Here is a 23847-nt window from a genome sequence, read left to right as displayed (position 1 = left end):
AGCCTATTCTCGGGAAAGCCCTTTCCGAAACAGTCTCTTAACGACGTCAATATCCCGCTCGCGGAAGGCTGCTCTATGGCGCGCAAGGTCATTCACGTCGCCCTGAACGGGGTCACCGGACGGATGGGATACCGGCAGCACCTGGTGCGGTCGCTGCTTGCCATCAGAGAACAGGGCGGGATCGCGCTCGACGACGGAAACGTGTTGTATCCCGAGCCGGTTCTCGTCGGGCGCAGCGAGGAGCGGCTGCGGGCCATCGCCGAGCGGCACGGCCTGTCCCGGTGGACCACCAGCCTCGATGAGGTGCTCGGCGACCCGGACATCGACGTGTACTTCGACACCCAGGTGACGAGCGCGCGGGAAGACGCGCTGCGCCGCGCGATCGCGGCGGGCAAGCACGTCTACACGGAAAAGCCGGTGGCGGCCGCCGCCGCGGCCGCGTTCGCGCTGGCCGAGGCGGCGCGCGCGGCAGGCATCACGCACGGCGTCGTGCAGGACAAGCTGTTCCTGCCCGGCATGATCAAGCTGCGCCGGCTGGTTCGCGAGGGCTTCTTCGGCCGGGTGCTATCGGTGCGGATCGAGTTCGGCTACTGGGTATTCGAGGGAGACGGCATCCCGGCGCAGCGCCCGTCGTGGAACTACCGCGCGGAAGACGGCGGCGGCATCGTGCTTGACATGTTCCCGCACTGGACGTACCTGCTCGAGGAGCTGTTCGGCCCGGTCCGTGCGGTCTACGCGCGGCGCGTCACCCACCTGCCGCGGCGCTGGGACGAGGCGGGCGAGCCGTATGCGGTGACCGCCGACGACGCCGCCTACGCGGTGCTTGAGTTCGACGGCGGCGCCGTCGGCTCGGTGAACTCCTCCTGGGCGGTCCGCGTCAACCGTCGCGAGCTGCTCGAGGTGCAGGTCGACGGCACGCACGGCAGCGCGGTCGCCGGCCTGCGTAACTGCGCCGTCCAGCACAAGGTTTCCACCCCGATGCCGGTGTGGAACCCCGACCTGCCCGACCCGCTCGACTACCAGGCGATGTGGACCGACATGCCCGACACCATGGCCATCGACAACGGGTTCAAGGCGCAGTGGGAGCTGTTCCTGCGCTCCGCCGCCCGCGGCGAGCCGTTCCGCTGGGACCTGTTCGCCGGGGCCAGGGGTGTCCAGCTCGCCGAACTCGCGATGCGCTCATCGGATGAGGGCCGCCGGGTCGAGATCCCCGCGGCGGGGAGCACGGTGCCCGGCGGCACAGCATGACCGCCGCCATCGTGTTGCCGGGCCGGGCCGAACCCCTGGAGATCACGGTGCCCGGCTGGGCGGATGGGTACCCGCCGCCCGCGTCGCGGCGCGTCTACGCGGCCGCGCACGTCGCCTCGGTGGACAGCGGCGATCTCATCGACTGGCAGGCGACGCTGCGGTTCCGCGACCACCTGTGGGAGCACGGCTTCGCGGTCGCCGAGGCGATGGACACTGCGCAGCGCGGCATGGGCCTGCCCTGGGGGCTGGCGCGCGAGCTGATCGCGAGCACGGCGGAGCGCGCCGCCGCCCGTCGCGCGGCCGGCCGGTTCGCGGACCTCGCCTGCGGGGCGGGCACCGACCATCTGCCGGCCGGCGAGCGCCACTCGCTGACCGCGATCATCGACGGCTACGCGGCGCAGCTCGCGTTCGTCCAGTCGACAGGCGGCCAGGTGATCCTGATGGCGAGCCGCGCGCTCGCCGCGGCCGCCACCGGGCCACGTGACTACCTGGAGGTCTACGAGACGCTGCTCAAGCAGGCGAGCGGGCCGGTCATCCTGCACTGGCTCGGCGAGGCGTTCGACCCGGCCCTGGCCGGCTACTGGGGCGGCGGCGACTTCGAGTCCGCGGCCGCGACCGTCCTGGAACTGGTCAACCGGGTCGGCGACAAGGTCGACGGGATCAAGCTGTCGGTGCTCGACGCCGGGCACGAGGTCGCGCTGCGCCGCAGGCTCCCCGCCGGCATCCGCCTCTACACCGGGGACGACTTCGGCTACGCCGAACTGATCGAGGGCGACGACCAGGGGCACAGCGACGCGCTGCTCGGCGCGTTCGCCGCGGTCACCGCACCGGCCGCCGCCGCGCTGCGTGCCCTGGACGCTGGCGACCGCGCCGGTTACCGGGCGGCGATCGGGCCGACGGTGCCGCTCAGCCGCCTGATCTTCGAGGAGCCGACCTACTACTACAAGACGGGCGTCGCCTTCCTCGCCTGGCTCAACGGCCACCAGCCGCGGTTTTCCATGCTCGACGGCCAGGAGTGGAACCGGCCGCCGGGTCACCTGGTCAAGGTGTTCGAGCTGGCGGCGGCGGCCGGGGCACTGGCCGAACCGGACATGGCGGTCACCCGGATGACCGCGTTGCTCAAGGCGCGCACATGAGCGAGCTTGCGAGCGAATCGGTAAGTACTGTGCGTCCGCGAATGCGGACTCCGAGCGTCAGCGAGGTGTCCTCATGAGCGAGCTTGCGAGCGAATCGGTAAGTACTGTGCGTCCGCGAATGCGGACTCCGAGCGTCAGCGAGGTGTCCTCATGAGCGAGCTTGCGAGCGAATCGGTAAGTACTGTGCGTCCGCGAATGCGGACTCCGAGCGTCAGCGAGGTGTCCTCATGAGCGTGCTCGGCCGGCTGTCACTCAACCAGGCGACGGTCAGGCCGCTGAGCGTCGCCGACGCGGCGGCCCTGTGCGTCAGGCACGAGATCCCCGCGATCGGGCTGTGGCGCGAGCAGGTCGCCGACGCCGGGCTCGACGCCGCCGCGAAGACGGTGCGGTCGGCCGGGCTGCGCGTGTCCAGCCTGTGTCGCGGCGGGTTCTTCACCCACGCCGACGCCGGCGCCCGGCGGGCGGCGATCGCGGACAACAAGGCGGCGATCGCCGAGGCGTCCGCGCTCGGCGCCGGCACGCTCGTCCTTGTCTCTGGCGGCCTGGTGCCTGGCAGCCGCGACATCGGACTGGCCAGGCGGATGATCGCCGACGCCATCGGCGAACTCGTCCCCGTCGCCCATGCGCACGGGGTCCGCCTGGGCATCGAGGCCCTGCACCCGATGTTCGCCGCCGACCGCTGCGTGATCACTCGCCTCGGCGAGGCGCTCGACCTGGCGCTTGAGTTCCCCGCCGACGCGGCAGGCGTCGTCGTGGACACCTACCACCTGTGGTGGGACGCGGCGCTGCTCGCGGACATCGCGCGGGCGGGGGAGCGGATCGTCAGCTACCAGGTCTGCGACTGGATCCTGCCGCTGCCCGCCGACACCCTGCTCGGCCGCGGCCACGTCGGCGACGGCCATATCGATTTCCCCCCGATCACCGCCGCTGTCGCCGCGGCTGGCTACACGGGCGACATCGAGGTGGAGATCTTCAACGAGACCGTCTGGTCCGCGCCGCCCGACGAAACCGCTGCCCGCCTGCGCGCCACCTTCCCCGGCGTGTTCTGAGAGCCGCATGCGCTGCCGCTGCTGTCGCCGTCGCACTGGTCGCGGCGTCATCGATCGGGGCAAACGCTTCAGCCAGACCTACCCGGCCGGTATCGGCATCGCCGCCGGTGCCGTCGCACGCGACCGCGGTCGCCGGAGCTCAGCTGTGGCTCAAGCGTTATAACGGCCCGGGCCACGGTGTCGACCAGGCCCGCTCGGTGGCCGTCAGCCCTAACGGGAAGACGGTCTACGTCACCGGTAACAGCTACGGGAGCACGGCCACCGGGATCGGCGACTACTCGCCTACCACGGCTGAGCCGCTTTCTGCGGCCTTCTAGTCACTGCAATGCCAGGTGTAAACCGCATTTGGCGGGTAGTTGGACCGGCATGAGCAAGATCAGGCGGTGGTTCGGCAAGCGGCGCGAGGAGATCTGGGCTGAGCCTGAACTCCCCCCCTTCATCAAGATAAACCCGATGGCCGCCGGGGTTCCGACGGACGCCATTCAGCCCGGTGACATCACCATGGGCATGATGGCCAGGGAATTCCTCGACATGCCTGACGACGAATAGCCACGGCACGAGTTCGGGACAGTTACCGCTCCCGGACCGCGTAGGTCAGGTGGGTGACCCGCTGCGTCGGCTCCGCGCGGACCGGCACCAGGGCCACGCGGCCCGCGTCCACGCCCTCGAACAGGCGAATTCCTGAGCCGAAAAGCACGGGTGACAGCGCGATCGAGAACTCGTCGACCAGGCCGGCGTTCACGTACTCCAGGATCGTCGCGCCGCCGCCGCCGATGCGCACGTCCCGGTCGCCCGCGGCCTGGCGGGCCTGGTCGAGCGCGGTCTCGATGCCGTCGTTGACGAAGTGGAAGGTGGTACCGCCCGGCCGCTCCCAGGGGTCGCGCTTCTCGTGCGTCACGACGAAGACCGGCGTGTGGAACGGCGCCTCCTCCGGCCATGCCTTCTCGCCGAGGTCGAACATGCGCTTGCCCATCACGCTCGCGCCGGTGCGCTCAAACGTCTCCCGCGCGATGTCGTTGTCGCGTCCCTCCTCGCCGCCCTCGCCGAGCTTCAGGTTCTCCCGGAAGAACCGCAGCGGGAAGACCCACTGCTGCAGTTCCATCCACTGCGCCGTCCAGCGCTGCGCGTCCGGGTCGTCCGTGCGCTCCTCGGGCGCGATGAACCCGTCCAGCGACATCGACACGCTGAAGAACACCTTTCCTGCCATCAGTCCTCAACTCCCTTACGAAGGATCTCGGTGACGTAGGCAGCCAGGTTGCCCAGGGTCTGCTCGCCGCCCTCGATCGCGTGGTACTTCTCGGTCGCCTCATCGCGCAGCTCCCTGGTGGGGAAGACCGTGCGCATCTCGATCCGCGTCGCCGCGCCGTCGGGCGCGAACGTGATGACCGACGCGAAGGCGTTCGGGTCGCCGCGGGTCTCACCGTGCAGCAGGGCGATCCGCTCCGGCGGTGCGATCTCGGTCCAGGAGATCCACTCCTGGTAGTCCGTCCCGTCCGGTCCGTGCATCACGAACTCCCACTCACCGCCGACGCGGAACTCGAACGCCCGCGTGGTGGTGCTGAACCCCTCCGGTCCCCACCACCGTGACAGGTGCCGCACTGCGGTGAACGCCTCGAACACCAGCTCCCGCGGTGCCCTGATGACCCGGGAGATCACGATCTCGCGGTCGGCCGTCGCGGACTGCGCCGGCGCCCCTCGTCCCGTCGCGTTCATCGGCTACTCCTCCTGCCTCGCCTGCTTCAGGTCCTGCACGTACTCGTCCAGCCGGTCGAAGCTCTCGTTCCAGAACCGCTCGAAGCCGCCGACCCACTCGTGGACCGGCCGCAGCCCGCGGGCGTCCAGGCCGTAGAGGCGCTGCTTGCCCACCTGCCTGTCCCGCACCAGCCTGACCTCCCGCAGCACCCGCAGGTGCTTGGACGCCCCCGGCTGGGTCATCCCCAGCTCGCGGGCGAGTTCGGTCACCGGCCGCTCGCCTGAGCGCAGCAGTGCCAGGATCTGCCGGCGCTGCGGCTCGGCGATCGCGTTGAAGACGTCCGACGTCGTCGCTGCTCGTGCCATGGGAGCCATCATATGCCGATATCGGCATGCGTCAAGCCGGAGGAATCACCAACACGGGGACCGTCTCGCTGTCCGGGCCGACAGACGCCATTCAGCCCGGTGACATCAGGATGGGCAAGGCCATCGGGACGGCTTGGTGATGCGCCTGAAACGCCAGCTAACACCAAGATGGTCTCGACGCTCCGATCAGCCCGATGCCGTCGCGGTGCTGGCGGGCACGAAGACAGGAACGACCTCGCTGTCCGGGGTTGGGTGCCGGTAGGCGATGCGCAGCGGCGCGCCGATGCTGAGCGATTTCGGCTCGCCGCCCTCGAGGCGTGCCCACCACCACGGTCCCTCGGCGAGTTCCGCGATGCACAGGATCACCGGGTCAGTGCCCGGCCTGCCGTGGGACACGGTCCAGCTGACCAGGATCGCGTCGCCGATGGCCCGCCGCCAGTCGAGGTCGGTGGCGGCGCATCGCTCGCACTGGGCGGACTGCGGCGCGGAGATGGCGCCGCACGCAGGGCAGTGGCGGAGCAGGAACTGGCCGGACGCCGCCGCGTCGAAGAACGCGGCGGTGTCAGCGTCGCGGGCCACGGGGCCGACTGTCATCGCGATCGCCCTTCCGGTCAGCTCGCCGCGGCGAGAATCAGCGTCGAGTGGTGGTCGAGGATGCCGCCGTTGCCCGACACCAGCACCAGGTCGTGACGGGGCACCTGGCGCTCGCCGCCCTGGCCGCGGGCCTGAATGATCGCCTCGGACAGCGGGGTCATTCCCCACATGTAGTAGGAGGACAGCTGGCCCCCGCCGGTGTTGAGCTTGAGCTTGCCGTCCGAGCCGAGCACGCCCGAGGCGACGAGCGGCCCGCCCTCGCCCTTGTCGCAGAACCCGTAGTCCTCGAGCGTGACGAGCACCGTGTAGGTGTAGCAGTCGTACAGCTCGACCACGTCGATGTCGGCCAGGCCGACGCCGGCCATCCGCAGCGCGGCCGGACCCGCGGTCGCGGCGCCGGTGACGAGCCCGAAGTCGTCGAAGCGGCGGCCGGAATGGCCCGGGTGCGCCTGCGCCCAGCCGCGAACCCAGACCGGAGGCTGCCGCAGGCCGGCCGCCCGGTCGGCGGTGGTGACGATCACCGCGATGCCGCCGTTGGAGACCAGGCAGCAGTCGAGCAGGTGGAACGGCTCGGCGATCCACCGCGAGGCGTGGTAGTCCTCGAGCGTGATCGGCTGGCGGAACTGCGCCAGCGGGTTGCGCACGGCCCAGTCCCGCTGCGCGACCGCGATGGCGCCGAGCTGGTCGCTTGTGGTGCCGAACCGTCCCATGTGCCGGCGCGCGGCCAGCGCGTACAGCTGGTTGGGGCTGACGATCCCGGCAGCCGCGGACAGTCCGCGCCAGCCTTCGGGCACCCGCCGCCGCGCGCTGTAGGCGTCAGAGCCGGACACCCCCTGCCGCAGCGGCGCGTCCGCCCACACGCAGGCGACGGCGCTGGCCATGCCGGACATCACCGCCATCGACGCGACCTGGACCATCGCGCCGGCGGTCGAGCCGAACGCCTGCATCTCCGACAGCAAGCCCAGGTCGTGCAGGCCAAGGTCGCCCTGCAGGCTCAGGTCGACGCCGCGGGACACGCCGGAGGAGACCAGCAGCCCGTCGATGTCGCCAAGCGCCAGGCCGGCATCGGCGGCGGCCAGCCGGACCGCGTCGGCGGCGAACCGCGCCGCGGTGCGCCCGTAGGTACGGCCGAGTTCGGTCATGCCGAGGCCGGCGATGACCGGGCGGCGCGCGGCTGGCAGGCTGGCCGGGGTCATGCCCGGCGCGGCCGCGGTCACCTCGCCCGCCGGTTCGGCAGCCGCCTCGCTGCGGTGGTCATGGACCGTTTCCTTCCGTCGTGGCCAGGTCACTGCCGGCTGGCTGGGTGGCGACCGCCCGCAGCAGGAAGCCGACGAGCCGTTCGGCGTGCGCCCTGATGTCCCGGTTCAGGCTGGCCATGAGGTCGGCCGGGGTGGTCAGCGCGTGCATCATCGCGCCGCCGGTCAGGGTGTCGAGCAGCAGCGTTACCGGCGCGTCGGCGGCGAGTTCACCGCGGTCGATGCCGCGGCGGACGATGGCGCGGGCGGCGAGCACCTGCGACAGCCTGATGGCCGCGTAGTGCTCCGCCACGCCGGGGATGGCGTCGGCCTCGAGGCTGAGCCGCAGCGCGGCGCGGCTGCCCGGCCCGGCGTACAGGTCAAGCATCTGCACGGCGAGTTCGGTGAGGTCGCCGCGGAGCGTGCCGGTGTCGACGTCGGCCACCTGCGACATCCGCAGCGTCACCGCGTCGGCGAGCAGCGCCTCCTTGCTGTTCCAGCGGAGGTACAGGGAGGCCTTGCCCACTCCCGCGCGCCTGGCGACCGCTTCCATCGCGAAGCCGGCCCACCCGGCCTCGCCGAACAGGTCAAGCGCCGCCTGGGCGATCCTGCGGTCCACCCCCGGGTCCCTGGGGCGCCCTGGTGACATGTTCGTCGCGGTCACGCCGCCCCTCCTTCCGCCGGGGTACCCGCCAACGGCGGCCCGCCTTCATCCGGGCCGCGACCTATTGCTGAACGATGACCGTCAAGATATCATCCCAGAACATGAACGGGAAGCGTTCAGTAAAGGCAAGTCATGCGGATGCCAGTCATTCAGCACGCGGAGGTGCCGGGTGGAAGCACGGGAACTGACCGCGTTCGCGACGTCCGTGGCCGGGGTGACCGCGCGGCGCTGGGGTAAGGCGGCGCAGGCCGCCGGCGGGGACCTCTCGGGCCTGTGGGCCGACGGGGCGGCCCAGGGCTGGCTCGCCCTGGGCGCCGACGACGCCCTCGATGCCGTGCTCGCCGCGACCGCCGAGCTTGGCCGGGCAGCCTGCCCGCTGCCGGTGATGGACGCCTTCGTGGCCGCCCGCGTGCTGCGCGCCGAGGACAAGCTCGCCGCGCAGGTGGCCAGCGGCGAGCTGCGGGTTCTGGTGGCCGCGGCGGGCGGCACCGACTACCTGGACGGCGGCACCGCGGCGACCCACGTCCTGACGCTGCCGGCCGGCGGCGGCACCGCCGAGCTCCGACCTGTCGAAGGCTGCCGGGAGCTACCCGGGCTCGCCGTGCCGCCGTGGACCGCGGTGGAACTGGGCGAAGCGCAGGCCCGGGTCGAGCTTGACGCGCAAGCCGTCGACGAGGCGATCGCGCTGCTGCGCCTCGGCCTGGCCGCGCGCGCCGCGGCCGCGGCGCAGCGCGCGCACGAGATGGCGGTCGAGCACGCCAAGACCAGGCGGCAGTTCGGCAAGGTGATCGGCAGCTTCGGCGCGGTGCAGCAGCGCACCGCCAGTTGCCAGATCGACGTCACCGCGGCGGAGCACCTGCTGCGCCGCGCGGCCGACGCGTACTGCGGCGGCAGGCACGACTGGCTGCTGCAGGCGGAGATCGCCGTCGAGTTCATCGCGGCCGCGTCCCGCCGCGTCCAGCTCGGCGCACAGCACACCCTGGCCGCCATGGGCTACTTCGAGGAACACGACGCGCCGTGGCTGTTCCGCCGGGTGCACGGCGACATCACCCGGCTGCGCACCCTCCCGCTCCAGGCGGGCCAGGTCGCGGACATCCTCGCCGAGACGGGTGCCTCGCTGCCGTCCTTCGACCTCGGCCCGGTCGGCGAGAGCTTCCGCGGCGAGGTCCGCGAGTTCCTCGGCTCGACACCGCACCACGCGGCTGTGATGATCCCCGCCATGGCCGAGCGCGGCTGGTTCGGCTTCGGCTGGCCGCCCGAGCACGGCGGCAGGAACGCCTCGCTCGCCGAGCAGGTGGTGCTCAACGAGGAGACCATGTACGCCAGGGCGCCGGTCACCATGGAACTCGGCTCGGTCATGCTGCTCGGCAACTCGATCTTGCGGCACGGCACCGATGAGCAGCGGGCCGCGTTCCTGCCGCTGATCCGGGCGGGGAGGGTGCACTTCTGCCTCGGCTACAGCGAGCCGGAGGCCGGCTCCGACCTGGCCTCGCTGCGCACCAAGGCGGAACGGGACGGAGACGGCTGGGTGATCAACGGCCAGAAGCTGTGGACCACCGGCGGCCACCGGGCCAGCCACGTCTGGCTGGCCACCCGCACCGACCCGGACGCGACGCCGCGGCACGCGGGGATCACCGTGTTCCTGATCCCGATGGACACCCCGGGCATCACCGTGCAGCAGCACCGCGCGCTGTCCGGCGAGATCTCCTGCACGGTGTTCTACGACGACGTGCGGGTACCGGACGCCGCCCGCGTCGGCGCGGTGAACGGCGGCTGGAAGGTCATCACCGACGCCCTGGCAGGCGAACGGGTGTTCATGGGCAGCATCGCGGCGAGCTTGCTGCGCCAGCTTGACGACCTGCTCGCCGTGGTGCGCGCCGACCCGGAGGGCTGGCTCGGGCCGCGCGGCTCGGCCGCCCGCGCCAAACTGAGCGAGCTTGCCGTCACCCTGCAGGCCAACCGGGCGCTGGTGGCCGCGGCGATCGGCGCCACCGCCGCTGGCGGCGGCGCGCGGCTCGAGGCGCCGATGGCCGGCGTACTCGGCGGCGAGCTCGCCGAGGAGTTCGGTGAGGCGATGCTCGACATCCTCGGCCCGCGCGGCGCGCTGTCCGGCGAGGTGCCTGGCACCCCGGGAGGCGGCGCCTTCGAGTACAGCCTGCGGCTGTCGATCATGTACGTGGTCGGCGGCGGCACCAACGACATCCAGCGCGGGCTGATCGCCCGCGGCCTTGGCCTGCCCCGATGACCGACCCGTCCGCGACCTCCCTGCAGGAGCCAGCGATGCCGTCCTCTCCCACACCGGCCTCTCCATCATCGGCCTCGATCACCGGCGAACGGCTGACCACCCTGTTCCGGCCGCGCAGCGTCGCCCTGATCGGCGCTTCAGACAAGTCGGTCTTCTCGATGATCGCCTACGACAACCTGGTCAAGTTCGGCTTCGGCGACCGCGCCTACCTGGTCAACCGGCGGGGCGCGGACACCCACGGACGGCCGACCGTCACCTCGTGCGAGCAGATCGGCGCGCCGGTCGACGTCGCGTTCCTGATGGTGCCGCAGGCAGGCACCCTGGACGCGCTGAGCGACGCCGCCGCGGCGGGCATCCGCAACGCGGTCGTGCTGTCGTCCGGCTACGGCGAGGCGGGGGAGGCGGGCCGCGCCGCGCAGGCAGACCTGGTCGCGCACGCCGAATCGCTCGGCATGGTGCTGCTGGGGCCGAACCACCTGGGATTCGCCAACCTCACCGAGGGCATCCCCGTCACCTCCATCCCCGGCCTGCCTAGGCAGGGCGGCGCCGTCGCGCTGCTGTCGCAGAGCGGCGCGAGCTCCTCGGCGATGCTCGACTTCGCCACCATGGTCAACGTCGGGCTGTCCTACATGGTCACCCTCGGCAACGAGGCGATGATCACCGCCGGGCACGTGCTCGACTTCCTGGTCGACGACCCGGCGACGCGGGCGGTCGCGATCTTCATGGAGACGGTCCGCGACCCGGAGACGTTCCGCCGCGCCGCCCGGCGCGCGGCCGCGGCGGGCAAGGCGATCGTCGTGCTCAAGGCGGGCAGCAGCGCGCTGTCCGCGCGGACCGCCGCGGCGCACACCGGCGCGCTCGTCGGCGACGCCAAGGTCACCGACGCGATCTTCGCCGACCTCGGCGTGATCCGCGTCGACTCCATCGAAGATATGCTGATCACCGCCGGCGCCGCCGCGGCGCTCGGCCGCCTGGACCGGCCGGGCATCGGCATCGTGTCGATCTCCGGCGGCGCCTGCGACATCGTGGCCGACCGGGCGGAGGATCTCGGCGCGCAGCTGCCGGAACTGGCAGCGGCCACCACCGAGGCGCTGACCGAGATCATGCCGGACTACGGGACGGTGCAGAATCCGCTCGACGTGACCGGAGCCGCGATCATCGACCCGACGATCTTCACCAGGTCGATTCGCGCGATGGCGGCCGACCCGTCGATCGGCGTCGTCGGAGTCATCCAGGGAGTGCCCTGGCTCGACGACGGCAGCGCCCACGTGACGCAGCGGTTCGTGGACGCCATCGGCGCGGGCATGGCGGACGCCGCCTGCCCCACCGTGTTCATCAACCAGGTCCTGCAGCCGATCACCGACCATACCCGCACGGTGATGGCGCACGGGGGAGTGAAGTACGTCATCCCCGGCCTGCGGCAGGCCATCGTCGCGCTGCGCAACGTGGCCTGGTGGTCCGACGTCACCAGGGAAGCCGGGCGCCGCCACGCCGCGGCGGCGCCGGTGACCGTGCCGCCCGCGGCGCGGCGCCACGGCCAGTGGCCGGAGGACGCCGCCCGCCGGTTGCTGGCCGACGCCGGCCTGCCCGTCGTGCCCGCCCGGCTCGTCACCACCGCCGATGACGCGGCCAAGGCGGCGGCGGAGTTCGGCGGGCCGGTGTGCCTCAAGGTCGTGTCGCCGCAGATCATGCACAAGACCGACATCGGCGGTGTCCTCCTCGACGTGCCCGCCGAGCAGGATTCCGTCAAGAGCGCCTTCGAAGCCGTCACCGCCGCCGCGAAAAACGTGGACGGCGCCATCGTCGAGGGAGTGCTTGTCAGCCCGATGCGCCGCGGCGGCACCGAGCTGCTTGTCGGCGTGGTCCGCGACCCGCACTGGGGCCCGATGCTCGCGGTCGCGCTCGGCGGCCTGTTCGTCGAGGTGCTCAACGACTCCGCGCTCGCACCCCTGCCGGTGTCACCAGCGCAGGCGCGCCAGCTGCTCGGCAGGCTACGCGGCCGCGCCGTGCTCGACGGCGTCCGCGGCGCGCCGCCCGCTGACCTCGACGCGCTCGCCGCGGTGATCGCCCGCACCGGCGATCTGGCCCTGGCGCTCGGCGATGACCTGGAATCACTGGAGATCAACCCGCTGCGGGTGGACGGCACGACGATCGAGGCACTCGACGCCGTGGTCACCTGGGCCAGGAAGGACAGCCACTGATGCGCACCGCGTTCACCGAACTGCTCGGCGTGCCGCACCCGATCGTCGGCTTCAACCGCTCGCCCGGCGTCGTCGCCGAGGTCACCAAGGCCGGCGGCTTCGGCGTGCTCGCCGCCTCCGCCTACACGCCCGGGGAACTCGACGCGCAGCTCACCTGGATCGAGCAGCAGGTGGGCGGCCGGCCCTACGGCGTCGACCTGCTGGTTCCCGAGAAGTTCGCCGCGGGCGACCCGGACAACCTGGTCGCCAGCCTGCGCGCGCAGATACCTGAAGCGCATCTCGCGTTCGTCCGCGACCTGCTCGCGAAGTACGACATCCCCGAGGCGCCCGCCAAGCCGGTGCACGACGAGATCGCGGCCAGCCTCAGCAGGGACGGCGCGATGGCGCTGCTCGACGTCGCGTTCGGCCACCGCATCTCGCTGATCGCCAACGCGCTCGGCACCCCGCCGGCCGGCCTCGTCGCCCGCGCGAAGCAGCAGGGCGTCGCCGTCGCCGCGCTTGTCGGCCAGGCCAAGCACGCGCGCCGGCAGATCGACGCGGGCGTGGACGTGCTCATCGCACAGGGCACTGAGGCGGGCGGGCACACCGGCACGATCGCCACCATGGTGCTCACCCCGGAGATCGTCGACATCGCGGGGGAGCGGCCGGTGCTCGCCGCCGGCGGCATCGCGTCTGGCAGGCAGATGGCCGCGGCGCTCGCCCTCGGCGCGGCCGGCGTCTGGTGCGGCTCTGTCTGGCTGTGCAGCGAAGAGGACGTCGCCAACCAGGCGCTCAAGTCCAAGTTCATCGCCGCGGGCAGCTCGGACACGCTCCGCTCGCCGACCCGCACCGGCAAGCCCGCCAGGCAGTTGCGCACCGCCTGGCACGAGGAGTGGGAGAGGCAGGGCAGCCCCGCGCCGCTGCCGATGCCGCTGCAGCCGATGCTGGTCAACGAGGCGTGGCAGCGGATCGACGCCGCCGCCCAGGCGGGCCACGAGGGCGCGCTGCGCCTCGAGTCGTTCTTCATCGGCCAGGTCGTCGGCTCGTTCGACGCGGTGCGGCCGGCCGCCGAGATTACCCGCGAGATGGCCGCCGAGTGCGAGCGGCGGATCGCGGAACTCGGCGGCCTGCTGTGACGGCGGAACTCGACCCGCGCACCCCGGTCATTGTCGGCGTCGGCCAGTCGTCTGAGCGGCTCGGCGAGCCCGGCTACCGCGGTCTGCCGGCCGTCGACCTGGCCGCCGACGCGGTTCGCGAGGCACTCGCCGATGCGGCGGAGGGCTGCCGGGATGCCCTCCCGCCGGATGCGGACGTCCCGGAGCCGGTCGGCGCCATCGCCGCCGCGATCGACACCGTGGCCGGCGTCAGGCAGTTCGAGAACTCGGTGCCGGGTGCCCGGGCGCCGCTCGGCCGCTCGGACAACTTCCCCCGTTCGGTGGCCGGCCGCGTCGGCTTCGTACCAGAGCACGCCGTCCTGGAGGTCAGCGGCGGGCAGGCACCGCAGCACCTGGTCAACGAGTTCGCCGCCGCGATCGCCGCCGGCCGGGCCGAGGTCGTGCTGCTGTTCGGCGCCGAGGCGATCTCCACGGTCGAGCACTTCGCGGGCAAGGGCAGCGACGACCGGGAGCGGCCCGACTTCACCGAGCACGCGGACGGCAGCCTGGACGACCGCGGTTATGGGCTGCGGGGGCTGGTCTCCGCGCACCTGGCCGCGCACGGGCTGACGGACGCGCCAAGCCAGTACGCGCTGATCGACAACGCCCGCCGCGGCAGGCTCAAGCAGCGCCGCGAGGACTACACCGCCGGCCTTGGCGCGCTGTTCGCGCCGTTCACCAAGGTGGCTGCCGCCAACCCGCACGCGTCCGCGCCGGTCGAGCGCAGCGCCGCGGAACTGATCACCCCGACCGAGGTGAACCGGCCGATCGCCGACCCGTACACCCGGTATATCGTCGCCAGGGAGAAGGTCAACCAGGGCGCCGCGGTCCTGCTGATGTCGGTGGCCGCCGCGCGGCGGCTCGGTGTGCCGGAGGATCGCTGGGTGTTCCTGCACGGCCACGCCGACCTGCGCGAGCGCGACCTGATGGACCGCGCCGATTTGTCGACAAGCCCGGCCTCCGTCATGGCCGCGAGGCACGCGCTTGAGGTCGCGGGCATCACGGTCGGCGACCTCGCCACCATCGACCTGTACTCCTGCTTCGCCGCGCCGGTGCTCAACATCTGCGACGGGCTCGGCATCGAAGCCGACGACCCGCGCGGCCTCACCCTCACCGGCGGACTGCCGTTCTTCGGCGGCGCGGGCAACAACTACTCGATGCACGCCATCGCGGAAACCGTGCACCGGGCCAGGAGCAACCCGGGATCGTTCGGCTTCGTCGGTGCCAACGGCGGCATCATGAGCAAGTACTCCGCCGGCGTCTACAGCACCGCCCCCGCCCCCTGGACCCCCGATAACAGCAAGAGGCTGCAGGAGGAGATCGACGGCTGGGCGGCGCTCGAGCAGGCGCCGAACGCCGACGGCTGGGCCACCGTCGAGACGTATACGGTCAAGCACGCGCGGGACGGCAGGCGCACGGGCATCGTCGTCGGGCGGCTGGAGGCCGGCGGGCGGCGGCTCGTCGCCAACGGAGACGATGATGACCTGCTCGGGCTGCTCACCACGGGGGAGCCGCTGGGCAGCCGGGTGTACATCAAGTCGTTCGGACAGGGAAATCGAGTAACCACCAGCCGCGAGCGGATGGACGAGCTGTTCCCCGCCGAGCCGCTGGTGCTGCGCGATCGCTACGAGCACGTGCTTGTCCGGCGCGACGGCCACCTGCTCGAGGTCACCATCAACAGGCCGCAGGCGCGCAACAGCCTGCACCCGATGGCCAACGACGAGCTCGACCACGTGTTCAGCTCGTTCCTCGCCGCGGACGACGTGTGGGTGGCGATCCTCACCGGCGCCGGTGACAAGGCGTTCAGCGCGGGCAACGACCTGGTGTACTCCGCGTCGGGCAAGCCGATGTGGGTGCCGCAGAACGGGTTCGCCGGTCTCACCTCCCGCCGCGACATGCCGAAACCGGTGATCGCCGCGGTCAACGGCTTCGCGATGGGCGGCGGCACCGAGATCGCGCTCGCCTGCCACCTCGTCGTCGCCGACGCCACCGCCCAGTTCGCGCTCAGCGAGGTCAAGGTGGGCCTCATCGCGGGCGCGGGCGGCCTGATCCGGCTGCCGCGCACCGTCCCGCAGAAGGTCGCGACCGAGATGATCCTCACCGGGCGCCGCATCACCGCCGCCGAGGCGCTGGGATACGGCCTGGTCAACCGGGTGACCGAGGCGGGCCAGGCGCTGGACGGCGCCCGCGCGCTGGCCGCCGAGATCCTCGACGGGTCGCCAACCTCGGTACGGCTGTCGCTGCGGGTGATGGCGGAGACCCGGGGCATCCCGGATGTGATCGATGCCGTGACGTACCGTTCGTCCGCCCTCGATGAGCTGATGATCAGCGAGGACATGATCGAAGGGGTAAGCGCCTTCGCCGCCAAGCGCAAGCCGCGGTGGCGCAACCGGTAGCGCGCCGTTCAGCGGCCGCCGTCGCGGCGCGGGCCGAGGTCCGCTGCCGTCTCGCAGCGGACTGAACGGTTGGTTGCTCCGCGGGCAGCCCCCGCTATCTCACCCGGTGCCGAGTCCGGCGCGCAGGAAGGCGGTGGCCTGATCGACCGCGGCGCGCGCGGCGCGCGTCTCGCGGAGTGCGTCGAGCAGCATGAAGTCGTGGATGGTGCCGTCGAACCGCACGGTCGTCACCGGGACTCCCGCTGAGCGCAGCTTGGCGGCGTACGCCTCTCCCTCATCGCGCAGCACGTCGGCCTCATCGACGCAGAGGTAGGTAGGCGGCAGCCCGGAGACCTGCGCGACCGTCGCCTGGTTTGGCGATGCCGTGATCTCATGGCGCTGGGCCGGGATGGTGGTGTAGGCGTCCCAGAACCACTCCATCTCCTTGCGGCTGAGGTAGTAGCCCGTGGCGAACTGCTCGTAGGAAGCGGTGTCCATGGCCGCATCCGTCACCGGGTAGTACATCGACTGCTGCACGAAGGTGACGTCGCCGCGTTCCTTGGCCATCAGCGCGAGGGCGGCCGTCATGTTGCCGCCGACCGATTCGCCGGCTACCGCCATGCGGCTGGCGTCCAGGCCCTTGGACGCCCCGTGCTGGGTGATCCACTGGGCGGTGGCGTAACCCTGCTCGATCGCGACCGGGTAGCGGGCCTCGGGAGAGTTGGGGTATTCCACGAAAGCCAGCGCCGCGCGGGCGCCGACGGCGAGTTCCCGCACCAGTCGGTCGTGCGTCGCGGCGTTGCCGAGGATCCAGCCGCCGCCGTGCATGTACACGATGACCGGCAGCATGCCGGTAGCGCCTTGCGGCTTGATGATGCGCACCCTGGCGTCGCCCGCGGGAGAGGGGACCGTGATCCACTCCTCGTCCACCGGGAGCTTGCTGACCTTTGCGGACTGCGCGTCGTCGAGGACCTTCCGGGCGTCGGACGGCGACATGTCGTACAGGAACGGTGGCTTGCCGAACGCATCAGCGACCTGCTGGGCCGCGGGCTCCAAGACGATCGAGTTGGTGCCAGTCATGACCGTGCTCCTCACGCGAAAGATGAGTCGTGGAATGAGCCGGGAGGACGGCGCGCCGTGGGCCAGAACCACAGATCACGCACCGGATCTCCTGAAATCGGGCAATCCCGGCCGAATGGCCGCAAGTATTGCGACAACCCCCACGTTCGTGACGTCTCTTTTGTAACACGCCCCACATATGGCCAAACATTGAGCCCATTCCAACCTGGTTAGGCGCCGTGGAGTTGCAATGCGTGGATGGCCTTGGCGAGTTTCCCGGCGCGCCAGGGGCAGCAGCGGAGCTTCGCGAGGATCTTCCATACCTTGAGCTGGGCGTTCGCTCGTTCGCCGGGGGCGCGGAGCCTGGCGTGGGCCCGGTTGGCTTCTTTCTGGGATTCCGGTTTGTTCCGGCCCTTGTACGGGACCTTTGCCCAGGTGGAGCCCTGATATCCCTTGTCCGCGAGGGTGACCAGCCCGGCTTTCTCTAGCTCGTTCAGCACGCCCCATATCCACTCGGCCTTCTTGTCGTGGACCGAGCCGGGCAGCGCACCGGAGACCCACAGGACCTCGCCGTCAGGACTGGCGATGACCTGCAGGTTCATGCCGTGCTTTTTGTGCTTGCCGGAGTAGAACGGCTTGTCCGCGGCGACCCGGTCTATCGGGATGAGGGTTCCGTCGAGGATGACGTAGGCGTGACCTGCCCTTTTGGCGTCCCGGACCGCTTTCCTCAGTTTCGGGGCGCGGGCCGCGAGCAGTTCCACGGTCTCGTTGACGTACCGCCAGGCCGTGGTCCTGCCGACCCCGAACCCGGCCGCGAGGTGCTCGAACGTCTCGCCTTTGCGCAGGTGAGCGAGCACGAGCAGGGCCTGCTGCCCAGGGCTGAGCTTCCGCCACCGCGACCCGACGGCCTTCAGGTGCCGGCGGATCAGCCCGGCCGCGTAGTTCAGGGTCCGGGACGACAACGGCAGCGCGGCACGGTAGAACAGCATGTGAAGCCCCTGGGGGTGATGAGTCGTTCTTGGTCGATTGCCTCATCTACCAGGGGCTTCGCCGTGTCCGCCGGCGAACCGTGACCCTGTGGCCACAGTGCCGTCGCCGCGAGACGACAACGTTATCATCACTCAAAGTGATTCATTGTTTACAAGCAAGTTGGAATGGGCTCATTTACCCCTTGTGCTGGCCCGTTTTTCCTTAATACCGCGAACCTGCCGGTATCGCCGCTTTGCCACGTCGCGTTCCACGGCCGAGCCGAGCCTCCGCTGGCGGGCTGTATCCTTTGACCGGGTGAGTCGGCCGGACGGTCGCGCCGGGCCTCGCGGCCCGGTGAGGAAGGTCCGGGCTCCACACGGCAGGGTGGTCGGTAACGCCGACCCGGGGCGACCCGCGGGACAGTGCCACAGAAAGCAGACCGCCTCCCGGCCACGGCCGGGAGGTAAGGGTGAAACGGTGGTGTAAGAGACCACCAGCGCCGCAGGTGACTGCGGCGGCTCGGTAAACCCCACCTGGAGCAAGGTCAAGAGGGTCCGCAGCGCGGACCTGCGCGAGCGTTTGAGGGCTGCCCGCCCGATGCTCGCGGGTAGACCGCACGAGACTGCCGGCAACGGCAGCCCTAGATGGATGACCGTCGCCTCGCGGCAACGCGAGGCACAGAACCCGGCCTACAGGCCGGCTCACCCCCTTACGTGCTCCAGACAAGCCATCAGCTGGTCTCCCGGTTCCGTCCCTGTTCCGTCGGAGTTGCCGCGAAAATCGCGTCGATGGCTCCCCGGCCGAGGTCTTCGGCGTCAGGGGCCTGTATCACCTTGGGGTTGACATTCGCCGCGATCAGCGTTGAAGCATAGAAGTGGCGGAGGTCGTGAAACCTCGTTCCCTTGAGCAGGCAGTGCGCCGGGTCGGCGCACGCTTCCTCGCACTTGCCGCCGTCCCGTCGTCCATCCTGCTGCACGCTCATCCCGAGCTCGTCCGAGACGGCTACGAGTCGGCGGACTGGACCGCCAATGACAGACAGCACCTGTTGATCAACAGCACGGCCGCCTACACACGGTCGGGCGTCATCGGTCGCCCATCGTTGGGCTCAGCTGACAAGGGCAAAGTCGCACTAGCATCACTCGTGCGCAGCTTCGCCGACGTCCTCCAGGCCCTGGAGTAGCGCTGACACCGGCAACCCGCCCTGGACAAGTATGCAGCTCTACAGCGCCGACCATGAGGATGCCCGGTTCTACTTGGACCTGTTCGGAGCGACGCACATGGAACCGTACTCGGGAACGAACCCGGTAGAGCGGCTCGTCGCCAGGGTTACCGTGGACTTCTTCGACCGGTACGTACTCGGCCAGACCGACGCCACGGCCAAGATGGCGCACGAGGTTAACCGCAGCGGAACCGCGAGCTTGGCCAGCGGGGACGAGCCGGCGCCGTGAAGAGTCGCCACGCTCTGTCCGGACGCTGGTATGGCTTCCCGTCGACGTAGTTGACGTCCCACCGGGATCAGTCTGTGCCACGGGCCGCACGTGGGCACCGTGCTGGCGACACAGCGGCTGAGCCGGTTGCCGCAGGTCGGCACGCCGAGATGCAGTCTCTCTAACCTCTTGCACACCACCAGTCACAGGGTGTTTGCTTTAGACAGTCCGCCGGAGACGCTTGGGGGCGCCGATTCGGTACTGCGCCGCAGGTAGGCGCAGGGCAGGGCGGGCGGGGCCGGAATGAACGCGCAGTCGGCTCAGGCGGGGATTCGCCAGCCGGCCCGCTACCCCTTCTCAGCCAGGGCAGCAAGCGCGCGCTCGGAACAGGTCACCGAACTCTCGGTCTCGCGTGCATGTTCATCCCGAATCGGCACGGCGGGCATCGTCCGGATCGAGCAAGTGAAGGGGGCAACATCGGCGACCGGTGAGGAGTAGCCAGGTGGCGCTAGATACACGGCACTGCAGGGGTCCGTGCTGCGGTTCTTGCGTCTCACGGACCAGGAACGTCACGTGGCTGGCACCGGCAAAGCCGGCTATCAGGCCAGCAAGCCATCGGCTGGCAACGCGCCGGCCAAAGGTCGTCTACTAGCGGACAGAGGGGGAGACCATGAGGCTCAGGGCACTACTAACAAGTGGAGCACTAGCACTCGCAGTAGGAGGCACCGCCGTCGCTACGGCTGGCGGCGCGAGCGCGGTCCCGCTGAAACACAAGACCGTCCAGGTAGCAGTGGGCAGCGTAGCGCTAGCTAACCCGCTCCAGTACGCGAGTTTCGTCGCGATTCCGAAGGGCCACTTCCACGGCTCGGTGGTCTACACGAACTTCACCTATGCCGCCTCGGGCACCAACGTCTGGAACATCTCCGGTGCGAACGCGATCACCTTCAACGCCAACGGCACTGACTACCAGCACTCGCTGAACGTCACCTCGCTCACGGCGACGTCGAACCACTCTACGCGGTTCTCGGGCACCGGGGCCTACGGCACCCAGTACACGTGGGGTATCGAGGGTTCGGTCAACTGGAACAGGGTGAAGTTCACCATCAAGTACAACAATTCGCCTTACTCGGTCACCGGGCACGGCTCGATCGGCTCAAACGGCTCAGTACAGGGCACCGCAACCGACAGCAACAACGCGGCGCTGACCTTCAGCATGCCGGTCGGCTCGGCGTACTCAGTGCTCAACTACCGGGCACCGGTCACTTGGGCCAGCGTCAAGTACCACAGCGCCGCCTTCACCTTCACCATCCCGAACACGGCACCGGCCGGCCTCGCGGGGCTGAACATCCTCGTTAACGTCCACGCTGGCGGGGCCAACTCGGGCGGCTCCTGGGCGCATGGCGTCGCACCGGGCCCGGTCACTAACTACCCGATCACGAGCGGCCACATCCGAATCTTCGGCTAACGCTCACCTACCGAGGGGCACGACTCTTACGGGGAGGGTCGTGCCCTCTCTTGCGCCCAACAGTTTATGGGCGCCTGGCACACGTGGCCGGCGCGTCAACCCCCCGGCTCACGTTCCTCCCCGTGAGCCCCTGCAAGTGCCGTTGCAGTATTAAGCGTCAAATTCCGCTGGCGGTGCAGCAGCAAACTGCAGCAACCGCACGGGGTGACTCTCTATGACTCCGCTTAGACCCGCTGGTCAACCGCAATGACCAACGTAGACCTACCTGCCGCTAGTTCGCATCGAGGAGGTCACTAGTCGTCGATGATCAGCAGACTCGCGGCTGTCCCTAGGAAAGTTGCCTTGTGTGCTTCGAACCGCGGGCGGTGTCAGGGGACGGTCAGCTGGCCGGCTGCTACAGGGATGGGCTGCTCGTCCGGCCGGATCAGAACGATCTGGTTGCTCGGCTGGCCCGGCTGGTAGATCTGCAGGGCGATGTCCGGCACGCCGGGCGCGCTGGCCTCGCCCGACAGCGTCTCGCTGCCGTGCCAGATCACCTGCTGGTCGGACCAGCGCACGACCTGGCTCGCTTCGCTCCCGTTCGCCTGGGGCACCCGCTCGGCGAGGAGAGTGCCGTCGCCGGAGAAGGCTGCGTCCAGGGCGCCCGCGAGGCGCGCGATGGGCGGGCCGGGGTGCTCGATGTCGAACAGGTCTAGGTAGGCGGGGATCGGCGGGGGAAGACCCCCGGTAGGCGAGGCCGCCACGACGCGGGGCCGGCTCGGCGGGCTTGCCCCCGTGGGTGAGGAGGGGGGGCCCGGGGAGCCGGGTGCCCCCTGGATAGCATGCAGCACCGCGAGATAGCGTCCGTCGGGAGACACGGCGACCCCGGTGACTACGGGGGTGCTGTGCTCGGGGAATCCCGGGCCCGTGTCGGGGAAGTCATGCTCGGCCACGATGGCGCCATCACCGAGGCTCACCACTGCTATGGCGGTCACGTGCTGGTAACTCGTCTGCAGGACGGCGCGTTCATGCCGCGGATCGCACATGACCAGATTGAGGTCCGAATACCGCACGCGGGTGAACACGGGCGCCAGCTTCACCTGCTCGGGTCGGCCGCCGATGCTGGCCACCATCGCGACGAGCGACCTGTCCGGGCCGTTGAGCAGGCCGCACAGATGACGGCTGTCGGACCCCCACACATAGCCGTAAGCCGCGTCATCGGACAGCCGGGCGACCGCATGGCCGCTCGCGGTGTCCGTCACCGTCAGCCCGCCGAGCGTGTAGTGGCCGTCCGGGGACGGCCACGGCTCGGTGCAGACCTCCGTGCACGGCGGGTACGTGAGCACCCTCCCTGAGGGCTTGCCCGCATACGTATAGCCGCAGGCACCCGTCGCGCCGGGGGAACTAACGAAGAACACTGCGGCTTTCTCGTCAGCGGTAGTGAGCTGCCCACAGCCAGCACCCGTGCCGGCGTGGCCCTGCACGCTCCCGCAGCCAGCGAGCAGCAGCACAAAGGCCGCGATCCCAGGTACAACGTGCATCACCACCCATTTGGACGTTGTGGCCACCTCACCTGTCGCCCGTCCCAGAAAGTCATGTAGCCATCGTGCAGCCGGCATATGGAGCCTGTCACGTCGTTCGCCGATGCGATGAAGTCAGTCGGATCGGATCGCTTTTGACGTCGGCGGCGCGAGCGGTGTCCAGGTGTTAGGCCAGGACGTGCCCGCCACGTGCCCGTAGAGGAAGGGAATACCGGTGAGTCGCGGGGGGTCGCGGTCATGCTTCCAGACGCCCTGGGCTGCAAGAACAGTACTTAGGAAGCTAGCAATCGAAGCCTCCTAAGCGGGAGGTCCCGCGTTCGGGTCGCGGTCCGGGGCGCAGGTCAAACACCACTCCCAGCGGCTGGAGGGTTATTTCGCGCCATTCGCTGGGCGACAGTGATGACGCTGGCCCCGCTCGATGAGGCTGCCCCAGAGGCAACGGTAATCGATAGGTTGTAAGAACCGGGCGCAGCATCGGACGGGATGGTCACCACCGACACCGGGGACCTGACTGGCACGGCGAACAGCTTGATGACCGGCGCGGCGGCAACGATGCTGGACCGGTCAGGTCCGCCTTTGTTCGCGTCTTTCAGGTCGCCGGTAGTCCGATACGGGCCAGTCAGCACGACGGTCAGAGTCATCGGCGCCACCATCCGGGCTCCTATAGCCTGGCTCCCACTCGGTCTCCAGGCAATTCGGACCTGCTGACCTGGGTGCCACACCGTCGTGACCACGTCAGTGGCGCAGCATGAGTACCAAAGGCTGGTGCCCGGACTGGTCGGCGGCGCACTCGCGCACCCGGCGGCGAGCAGGACCACGAACGCGCATACTGCGGCCATGTGCAGAGCGCGGAAGGATCGCATGGCCAGAACCTTACAGACCGGGCAAATCAGCAGCAAGGGACGAATGTGCGCTGTGCCCGGCCTCGAGATGCGCTCCAGCAACCGCGCCAGAACGGGGCGGAATCACGGACATCGAGCGGTAGCCGAGCGACGAGGAATACGACGCTCATTAGGAAAGAAGCCAGAGACGCATGCCTGATGCCTCATAACCCAGCGACGACAGCCCCACCTCAGTTCGAAGAGCGTGCGGTAGGAGTTGGACGGCAGATCGATCGGCAGCGCCACGCTCCAGTTCCGTCTCAGTTCCGCCAGAGCGTGAAAAGACACGGGAACTGATGAGAAGCCATGAGAGGCAAAACCCCAGGTCAGTCGCCATTTAGGGGAGAGTTACCAGGTCACGGAAAGCCAGGTGACAGAACGCGGCCTACAGGCCGGCTCACCCCTTATAAGCCGCTGACCTGCGGGGGAACATGACTCAGTGGGTTTTCGGGGGCACATCAGCGCTGCGGGGCGAATGCACGGTCGAGGGGAGTCACGTGCCCGGCCGGCGACCTCGGGGACCAGGTGGCCGTACAGGTCGACGGTGGTGGTGATCGACTTGATGATCGTCAACTCGCACGTCTACGG

Annotated in this window: 23 protein-coding genes and 1 other RNA gene; 13 read left to right on the top strand and 11 right to left on the bottom strand. The window is 70.0% G+C overall.

The window, feature by feature from the left end:
• Positions 1 to 75: 75 nt before the first annotated feature.
• The 5 genes from EAS64_RS14350 to EAS64_RS14330 all read left to right on the top strand — a co-directional run bounded on the left by EAS64_RS14350 (position 76) and on the right by EAS64_RS14330 (position 3982).
• Positions 76 to 1248: a Gfo/Idh/MocA family protein gene (locus tag EAS64_RS14350; RefSeq protein WP_145853374.1), complete on the top strand. Its 1173-nt coding sequence runs from the start codon at positions 76 to 78 to the stop codon at positions 1246 to 1248.
• Entirely contained in the window at positions 1245 to 2384 is a 1140-nt protein-coding gene (locus tag EAS64_RS14345; protein WP_145853373.1) for a DUF993 family protein, read from the top strand. Before EAS64_RS14350 ends, EAS64_RS14345 begins: the two co-directional genes overlap by 4 nt.
• Positions 2385 to 2611: 227 nt before the next feature.
• Entirely contained in the window at positions 2612 to 3433 is an 822-nt protein-coding gene (locus EAS64_RS14340; protein WP_145853372.1) for a sugar phosphate isomerase/epimerase family protein, read from the top strand.
• A 107-nt stretch (positions 3434 to 3540) separates the two neighbouring features.
• Positions 3541 to 3750 carry a hypothetical protein gene (locus EAS64_RS14335; RefSeq protein ID WP_145853371.1) on the top strand — a complete coding sequence of 70 codons (210 nt, stop codon included), beginning with the start codon at positions 3541 to 3543 and terminating at the stop codon, positions 3748 to 3750.
• Positions 3751 to 3799: 49 nt separating this feature from the next.
• A complete protein-coding gene (locus EAS64_RS14330) occupies positions 3800 to 3982 on the top strand; it encodes a hypothetical protein (RefSeq protein ID WP_145853370.1) in 183 nt (60 codons plus the stop codon).
• Positions 3983 to 4004: 22 nt separating this feature from the next.
• Here the strand turns inward: EAS64_RS14330 and EAS64_RS14325 are convergent, their stop codons facing one another.
• From EAS64_RS14325 to EAS64_RS14300, 6 genes are all read right to left on the bottom strand, one after another.
• Positions 4005 to 4640 carry a dihydrofolate reductase family protein gene (locus tag EAS64_RS14325; protein ID WP_145853369.1) on the bottom strand — a complete coding sequence of 212 codons (636 nt, stop codon included), beginning with the start codon at positions 4638 to 4640 and terminating at the stop codon, positions 4005 to 4007.
• Positions 4640 to 5146, bottom strand: coding sequence for an SRPBCC family protein (locus EAS64_RS14320; protein WP_145853368.1), 507 nt, complete (start codon positions 5144 to 5146; stop codon positions 4640 to 4642). Before EAS64_RS14320 ends, EAS64_RS14325 begins: the two co-directional genes overlap by 1 nt.
• Before the next feature lie 3 nt (positions 5147 to 5149).
• A complete protein-coding gene (locus tag EAS64_RS14315) occupies positions 5150 to 5491 on the bottom strand; it encodes an ArsR/SmtB family transcription factor (RefSeq protein ID WP_145853367.1) in 342 nt (113 codons plus the stop codon).
• A gap of 186 nt (positions 5492 to 5677) precedes the next feature.
• On the bottom strand, positions 5678 to 6085 hold the full coding sequence (locus EAS64_RS14310; RefSeq protein WP_145853366.1) for a Zn-ribbon domain-containing OB-fold protein: 408 nt from the start codon (positions 6083 to 6085) through the stop codon (positions 5678 to 5680).
• A gap of 17 nt (positions 6086 to 6102) precedes the next feature.
• Positions 6103 to 7374 (bottom strand): thiolase family protein, encoded by a 1272-nt coding sequence (locus tag EAS64_RS14305; RefSeq protein WP_246115669.1) that lies wholly within the window; start codon positions 7372 to 7374, stop codon positions 6103 to 6105.
• A complete protein-coding gene (locus tag EAS64_RS14300) occupies positions 7340 to 7984 on the bottom strand; it encodes a TetR/AcrR family transcriptional regulator (protein WP_246115668.1) in 645 nt (214 codons plus the stop codon). The genes EAS64_RS14305 and EAS64_RS14300 overlap by 35 nt, the downstream gene beginning before the upstream one ends.
• Before the next feature lie 169 nt (positions 7985 to 8153).
• Between EAS64_RS14300 and EAS64_RS14295 the strand changes: the two genes are divergently transcribed.
• From EAS64_RS14295 to EAS64_RS14280, 4 genes are read left to right on the top strand one after another with little or no spacing between them, the layout of a single operon-like run.
• Positions 8154 to 10229 carry an acyl-CoA dehydrogenase family protein gene (locus EAS64_RS14295; RefSeq protein WP_246115667.1) on the top strand — a complete coding sequence of 692 codons (2076 nt, stop codon included), beginning with the start codon at positions 8154 to 8156 and terminating at the stop codon, positions 10227 to 10229.
• Positions 10226 to 12430 carry an acetate--CoA ligase family protein gene (locus EAS64_RS14290; protein WP_246115666.1) on the top strand — a complete coding sequence of 735 codons (2205 nt, stop codon included), beginning with the start codon at positions 10226 to 10228 and terminating at the stop codon, positions 12428 to 12430. The genes EAS64_RS14295 and EAS64_RS14290 overlap by 4 nt, the downstream gene beginning before the upstream one ends.
• Positions 12430 to 13545, top strand: coding sequence for an NAD(P)H-dependent flavin oxidoreductase (locus EAS64_RS14285; protein ID WP_145853364.1), 1116 nt, complete (start codon positions 12430 to 12432; stop codon positions 13543 to 13545). The genes EAS64_RS14290 and EAS64_RS14285 overlap by 1 nt, the downstream gene beginning before the upstream one ends.
• A complete protein-coding gene (locus tag EAS64_RS14280; protein ID WP_145853363.1) occupies positions 13542 to 15959 on the top strand; it encodes an acetyl-CoA acetyltransferase in 2418 nt (805 codons plus the stop codon). Before EAS64_RS14285 ends, EAS64_RS14280 begins: the two co-directional genes overlap by 4 nt.
• Positions 15960 to 16058: 99 nt before the next feature.
• Here the strand turns inward: EAS64_RS14280 and EAS64_RS14275 are convergent, their stop codons facing one another.
• Together EAS64_RS14275 and EAS64_RS14270 are read right to left on the bottom strand one after the other, a co-directional pair.
• Positions 16059 to 17018, bottom strand: a complete 960-nt coding sequence (locus EAS64_RS14275) for an alpha/beta hydrolase (RefSeq protein WP_145853362.1) — start codon at positions 17016 to 17018, stop codon at positions 16059 to 16061.
• A gap of 209 nt (positions 17019 to 17227) precedes the next feature.
• Positions 17228 to 17986: a transposase family protein gene (locus EAS64_RS14270; RefSeq protein WP_145851078.1), complete on the bottom strand. Its 759-nt coding sequence runs from the start codon at positions 17984 to 17986 to the stop codon at positions 17228 to 17230.
• Between the two features lie 296 nt (positions 17987 to 18282).
• Between EAS64_RS14270 and rnpB the strand changes: the two genes are divergently transcribed.
• An RNA gene (gene rnpB / locus EAS64_RS14265) (RNase P RNA component class A) lies at positions 18283 to 18674 on the top strand.
• A 22-nt stretch (positions 18675 to 18696) separates the two neighbouring features.
• Here the strand turns inward: rnpB and EAS64_RS14260 are convergent.
• Entirely contained in the window at positions 18697 to 18948 is a 252-nt protein-coding gene (locus tag EAS64_RS14260) for a site-specific integrase (RefSeq protein ID WP_145853361.1), read from the bottom strand.
• On the opposite strand from EAS64_RS14260, the gene EAS64_RS14255 reads away from it, so the two are divergent.
• The 3 genes from EAS64_RS14255 (at position 18841) to EAS64_RS14245 (ending at position 20858) form a co-directional block, all read left to right on the top strand.
• Complete coding sequence (locus tag EAS64_RS14255; protein WP_342782042.1) at positions 18841 to 19146, top strand: creatininase family protein; 306 nt, start codon at positions 18841 to 18843, stop codon at positions 19144 to 19146. The genes EAS64_RS14260 and EAS64_RS14255 overlap by 108 nt on opposite strands.
• Before the next feature lie 31 nt (positions 19147 to 19177).
• Positions 19178 to 19414 (top strand): hypothetical protein, encoded by a 237-nt coding sequence (locus tag EAS64_RS14250; protein WP_145853360.1) that lies wholly within the window; start codon positions 19178 to 19180, stop codon positions 19412 to 19414.
• Positions 19415 to 20183: 769 nt separating this feature from the next.
• Positions 20184 to 20858 (top strand): hypothetical protein, encoded by a 675-nt coding sequence (locus EAS64_RS14245; protein WP_145853359.1) that lies wholly within the window; start codon positions 20184 to 20186, stop codon positions 20856 to 20858.
• A 368-nt stretch (positions 20859 to 21226) separates the two neighbouring features.
• On the opposite strand, the gene EAS64_RS14240 is transcribed toward EAS64_RS14245, so the two are convergent.
• The gene (locus tag EAS64_RS14240) at positions 21227 to 22255 is read right to left on the bottom strand and encodes a hypothetical protein (RefSeq protein ID WP_222849297.1); all 1029 of its coding nucleotides are present in this window, start codon (positions 22253 to 22255) and stop codon (positions 21227 to 21229) included.
• A 464-nt stretch (positions 22256 to 22719) separates the two neighbouring features.
• Positions 22720 to 23019 carry a hypothetical protein gene (locus EAS64_RS14235; RefSeq protein WP_145853357.1) on the bottom strand — a complete coding sequence of 100 codons (300 nt, stop codon included), beginning with the start codon at positions 23017 to 23019 and terminating at the stop codon, positions 22720 to 22722.
• Positions 23020 to 23847 lie beyond the last annotated feature (828 nt).

Origin of the sequence: Trebonia kvetii (assembly GCF_007827045.1) — a bacterium.
Classification (GTDB): Bacteria; Actinomycetota; Actinomycetes; order Streptosporangiales; family Streptosporangiaceae; genus Trebonia; species Trebonia kvetii.
The sequence above is the reverse complement of the archived record's forward strand: the minus strand, read 5'-3'. Positions and strand labels throughout refer to the sequence as shown.

Coding starts and splice junctions, on each gene's coding strand:
- EAS64_RS14235 (WP_145853357.1), bottom strand. CDS start 23,019: ATGACTCTGACCGTCGTGCTGACTGGCCCGTATCGGACTACCGGCGAC.
- EAS64_RS14310 (WP_145853366.1), bottom strand. CDS start 6,085: ATGACAGTCGGCCCCGTGGCCCGCGACGCTGACACCGCCGCGTTCTTC.
- EAS64_RS14315 (WP_145853367.1), bottom strand. CDS start 5,491: ATGGCACGAGCAGCGACGACGTCGGACGTCTTCAACGCGATCGCCGAG.
- EAS64_RS14290 (WP_246115666.1), top strand. CDS start 10,226: ATGACCGACCCGTCCGCGACCTCCCTGCAGGAGCCAGCGATGCCGTCC.
- EAS64_RS14275 (WP_145853362.1), bottom strand. CDS start 17,018: ATGACTGGCACCAACTCGATCGTCTTGGAGCCCGCGGCCCAGCAGGTC.
- EAS64_RS14345 (WP_145853373.1), top strand. CDS start 1,245: ATGACCGCCGCCATCGTGTTGCCGGGCCGGGCCGAACCCCTGGAGATC.
- EAS64_RS14320 (WP_145853368.1), bottom strand. CDS start 5,146: ATGAACGCGACGGGACGAGGGGCGCCGGCGCAGTCCGCGACGGCCGAC.
- EAS64_RS14285 (WP_145853364.1), top strand. CDS start 12,430: ATGCGCACCGCGTTCACCGAACTGCTCGGCGTGCCGCACCCGATCGTC.
- EAS64_RS14350 (WP_145853374.1), top strand. CDS start 76: ATGGCGCGCAAGGTCATTCACGTCGCCCTGAACGGGGTCACCGGACGG.
- EAS64_RS14260 (WP_145853361.1), bottom strand. CDS start 18,948: ATGAGCGTGCAGCAGGATGGACGACGGGACGGCGGCAAGTGCGAGGAA.
- EAS64_RS14250 (WP_145853360.1), top strand. CDS start 19,178: ATGCAGCTCTACAGCGCCGACCATGAGGATGCCCGGTTCTACTTGGAC.
- EAS64_RS14340 (WP_145853372.1), top strand. CDS start 2,612: ATGAGCGTGCTCGGCCGGCTGTCACTCAACCAGGCGACGGTCAGGCCG.
- EAS64_RS14270 (WP_145851078.1), bottom strand. CDS start 17,986: ATGCTGTTCTACCGTGCCGCGCTGCCGTTGTCGTCCCGGACCCTGAAC.
- EAS64_RS14325 (WP_145853369.1), bottom strand. CDS start 4,640: ATGGCAGGAAAGGTGTTCTTCAGCGTGTCGATGTCGCTGGACGGGTTC.
- EAS64_RS14330 (WP_145853370.1), top strand. CDS start 3,800: ATGAGCAAGATCAGGCGGTGGTTCGGCAAGCGGCGCGAGGAGATCTGG.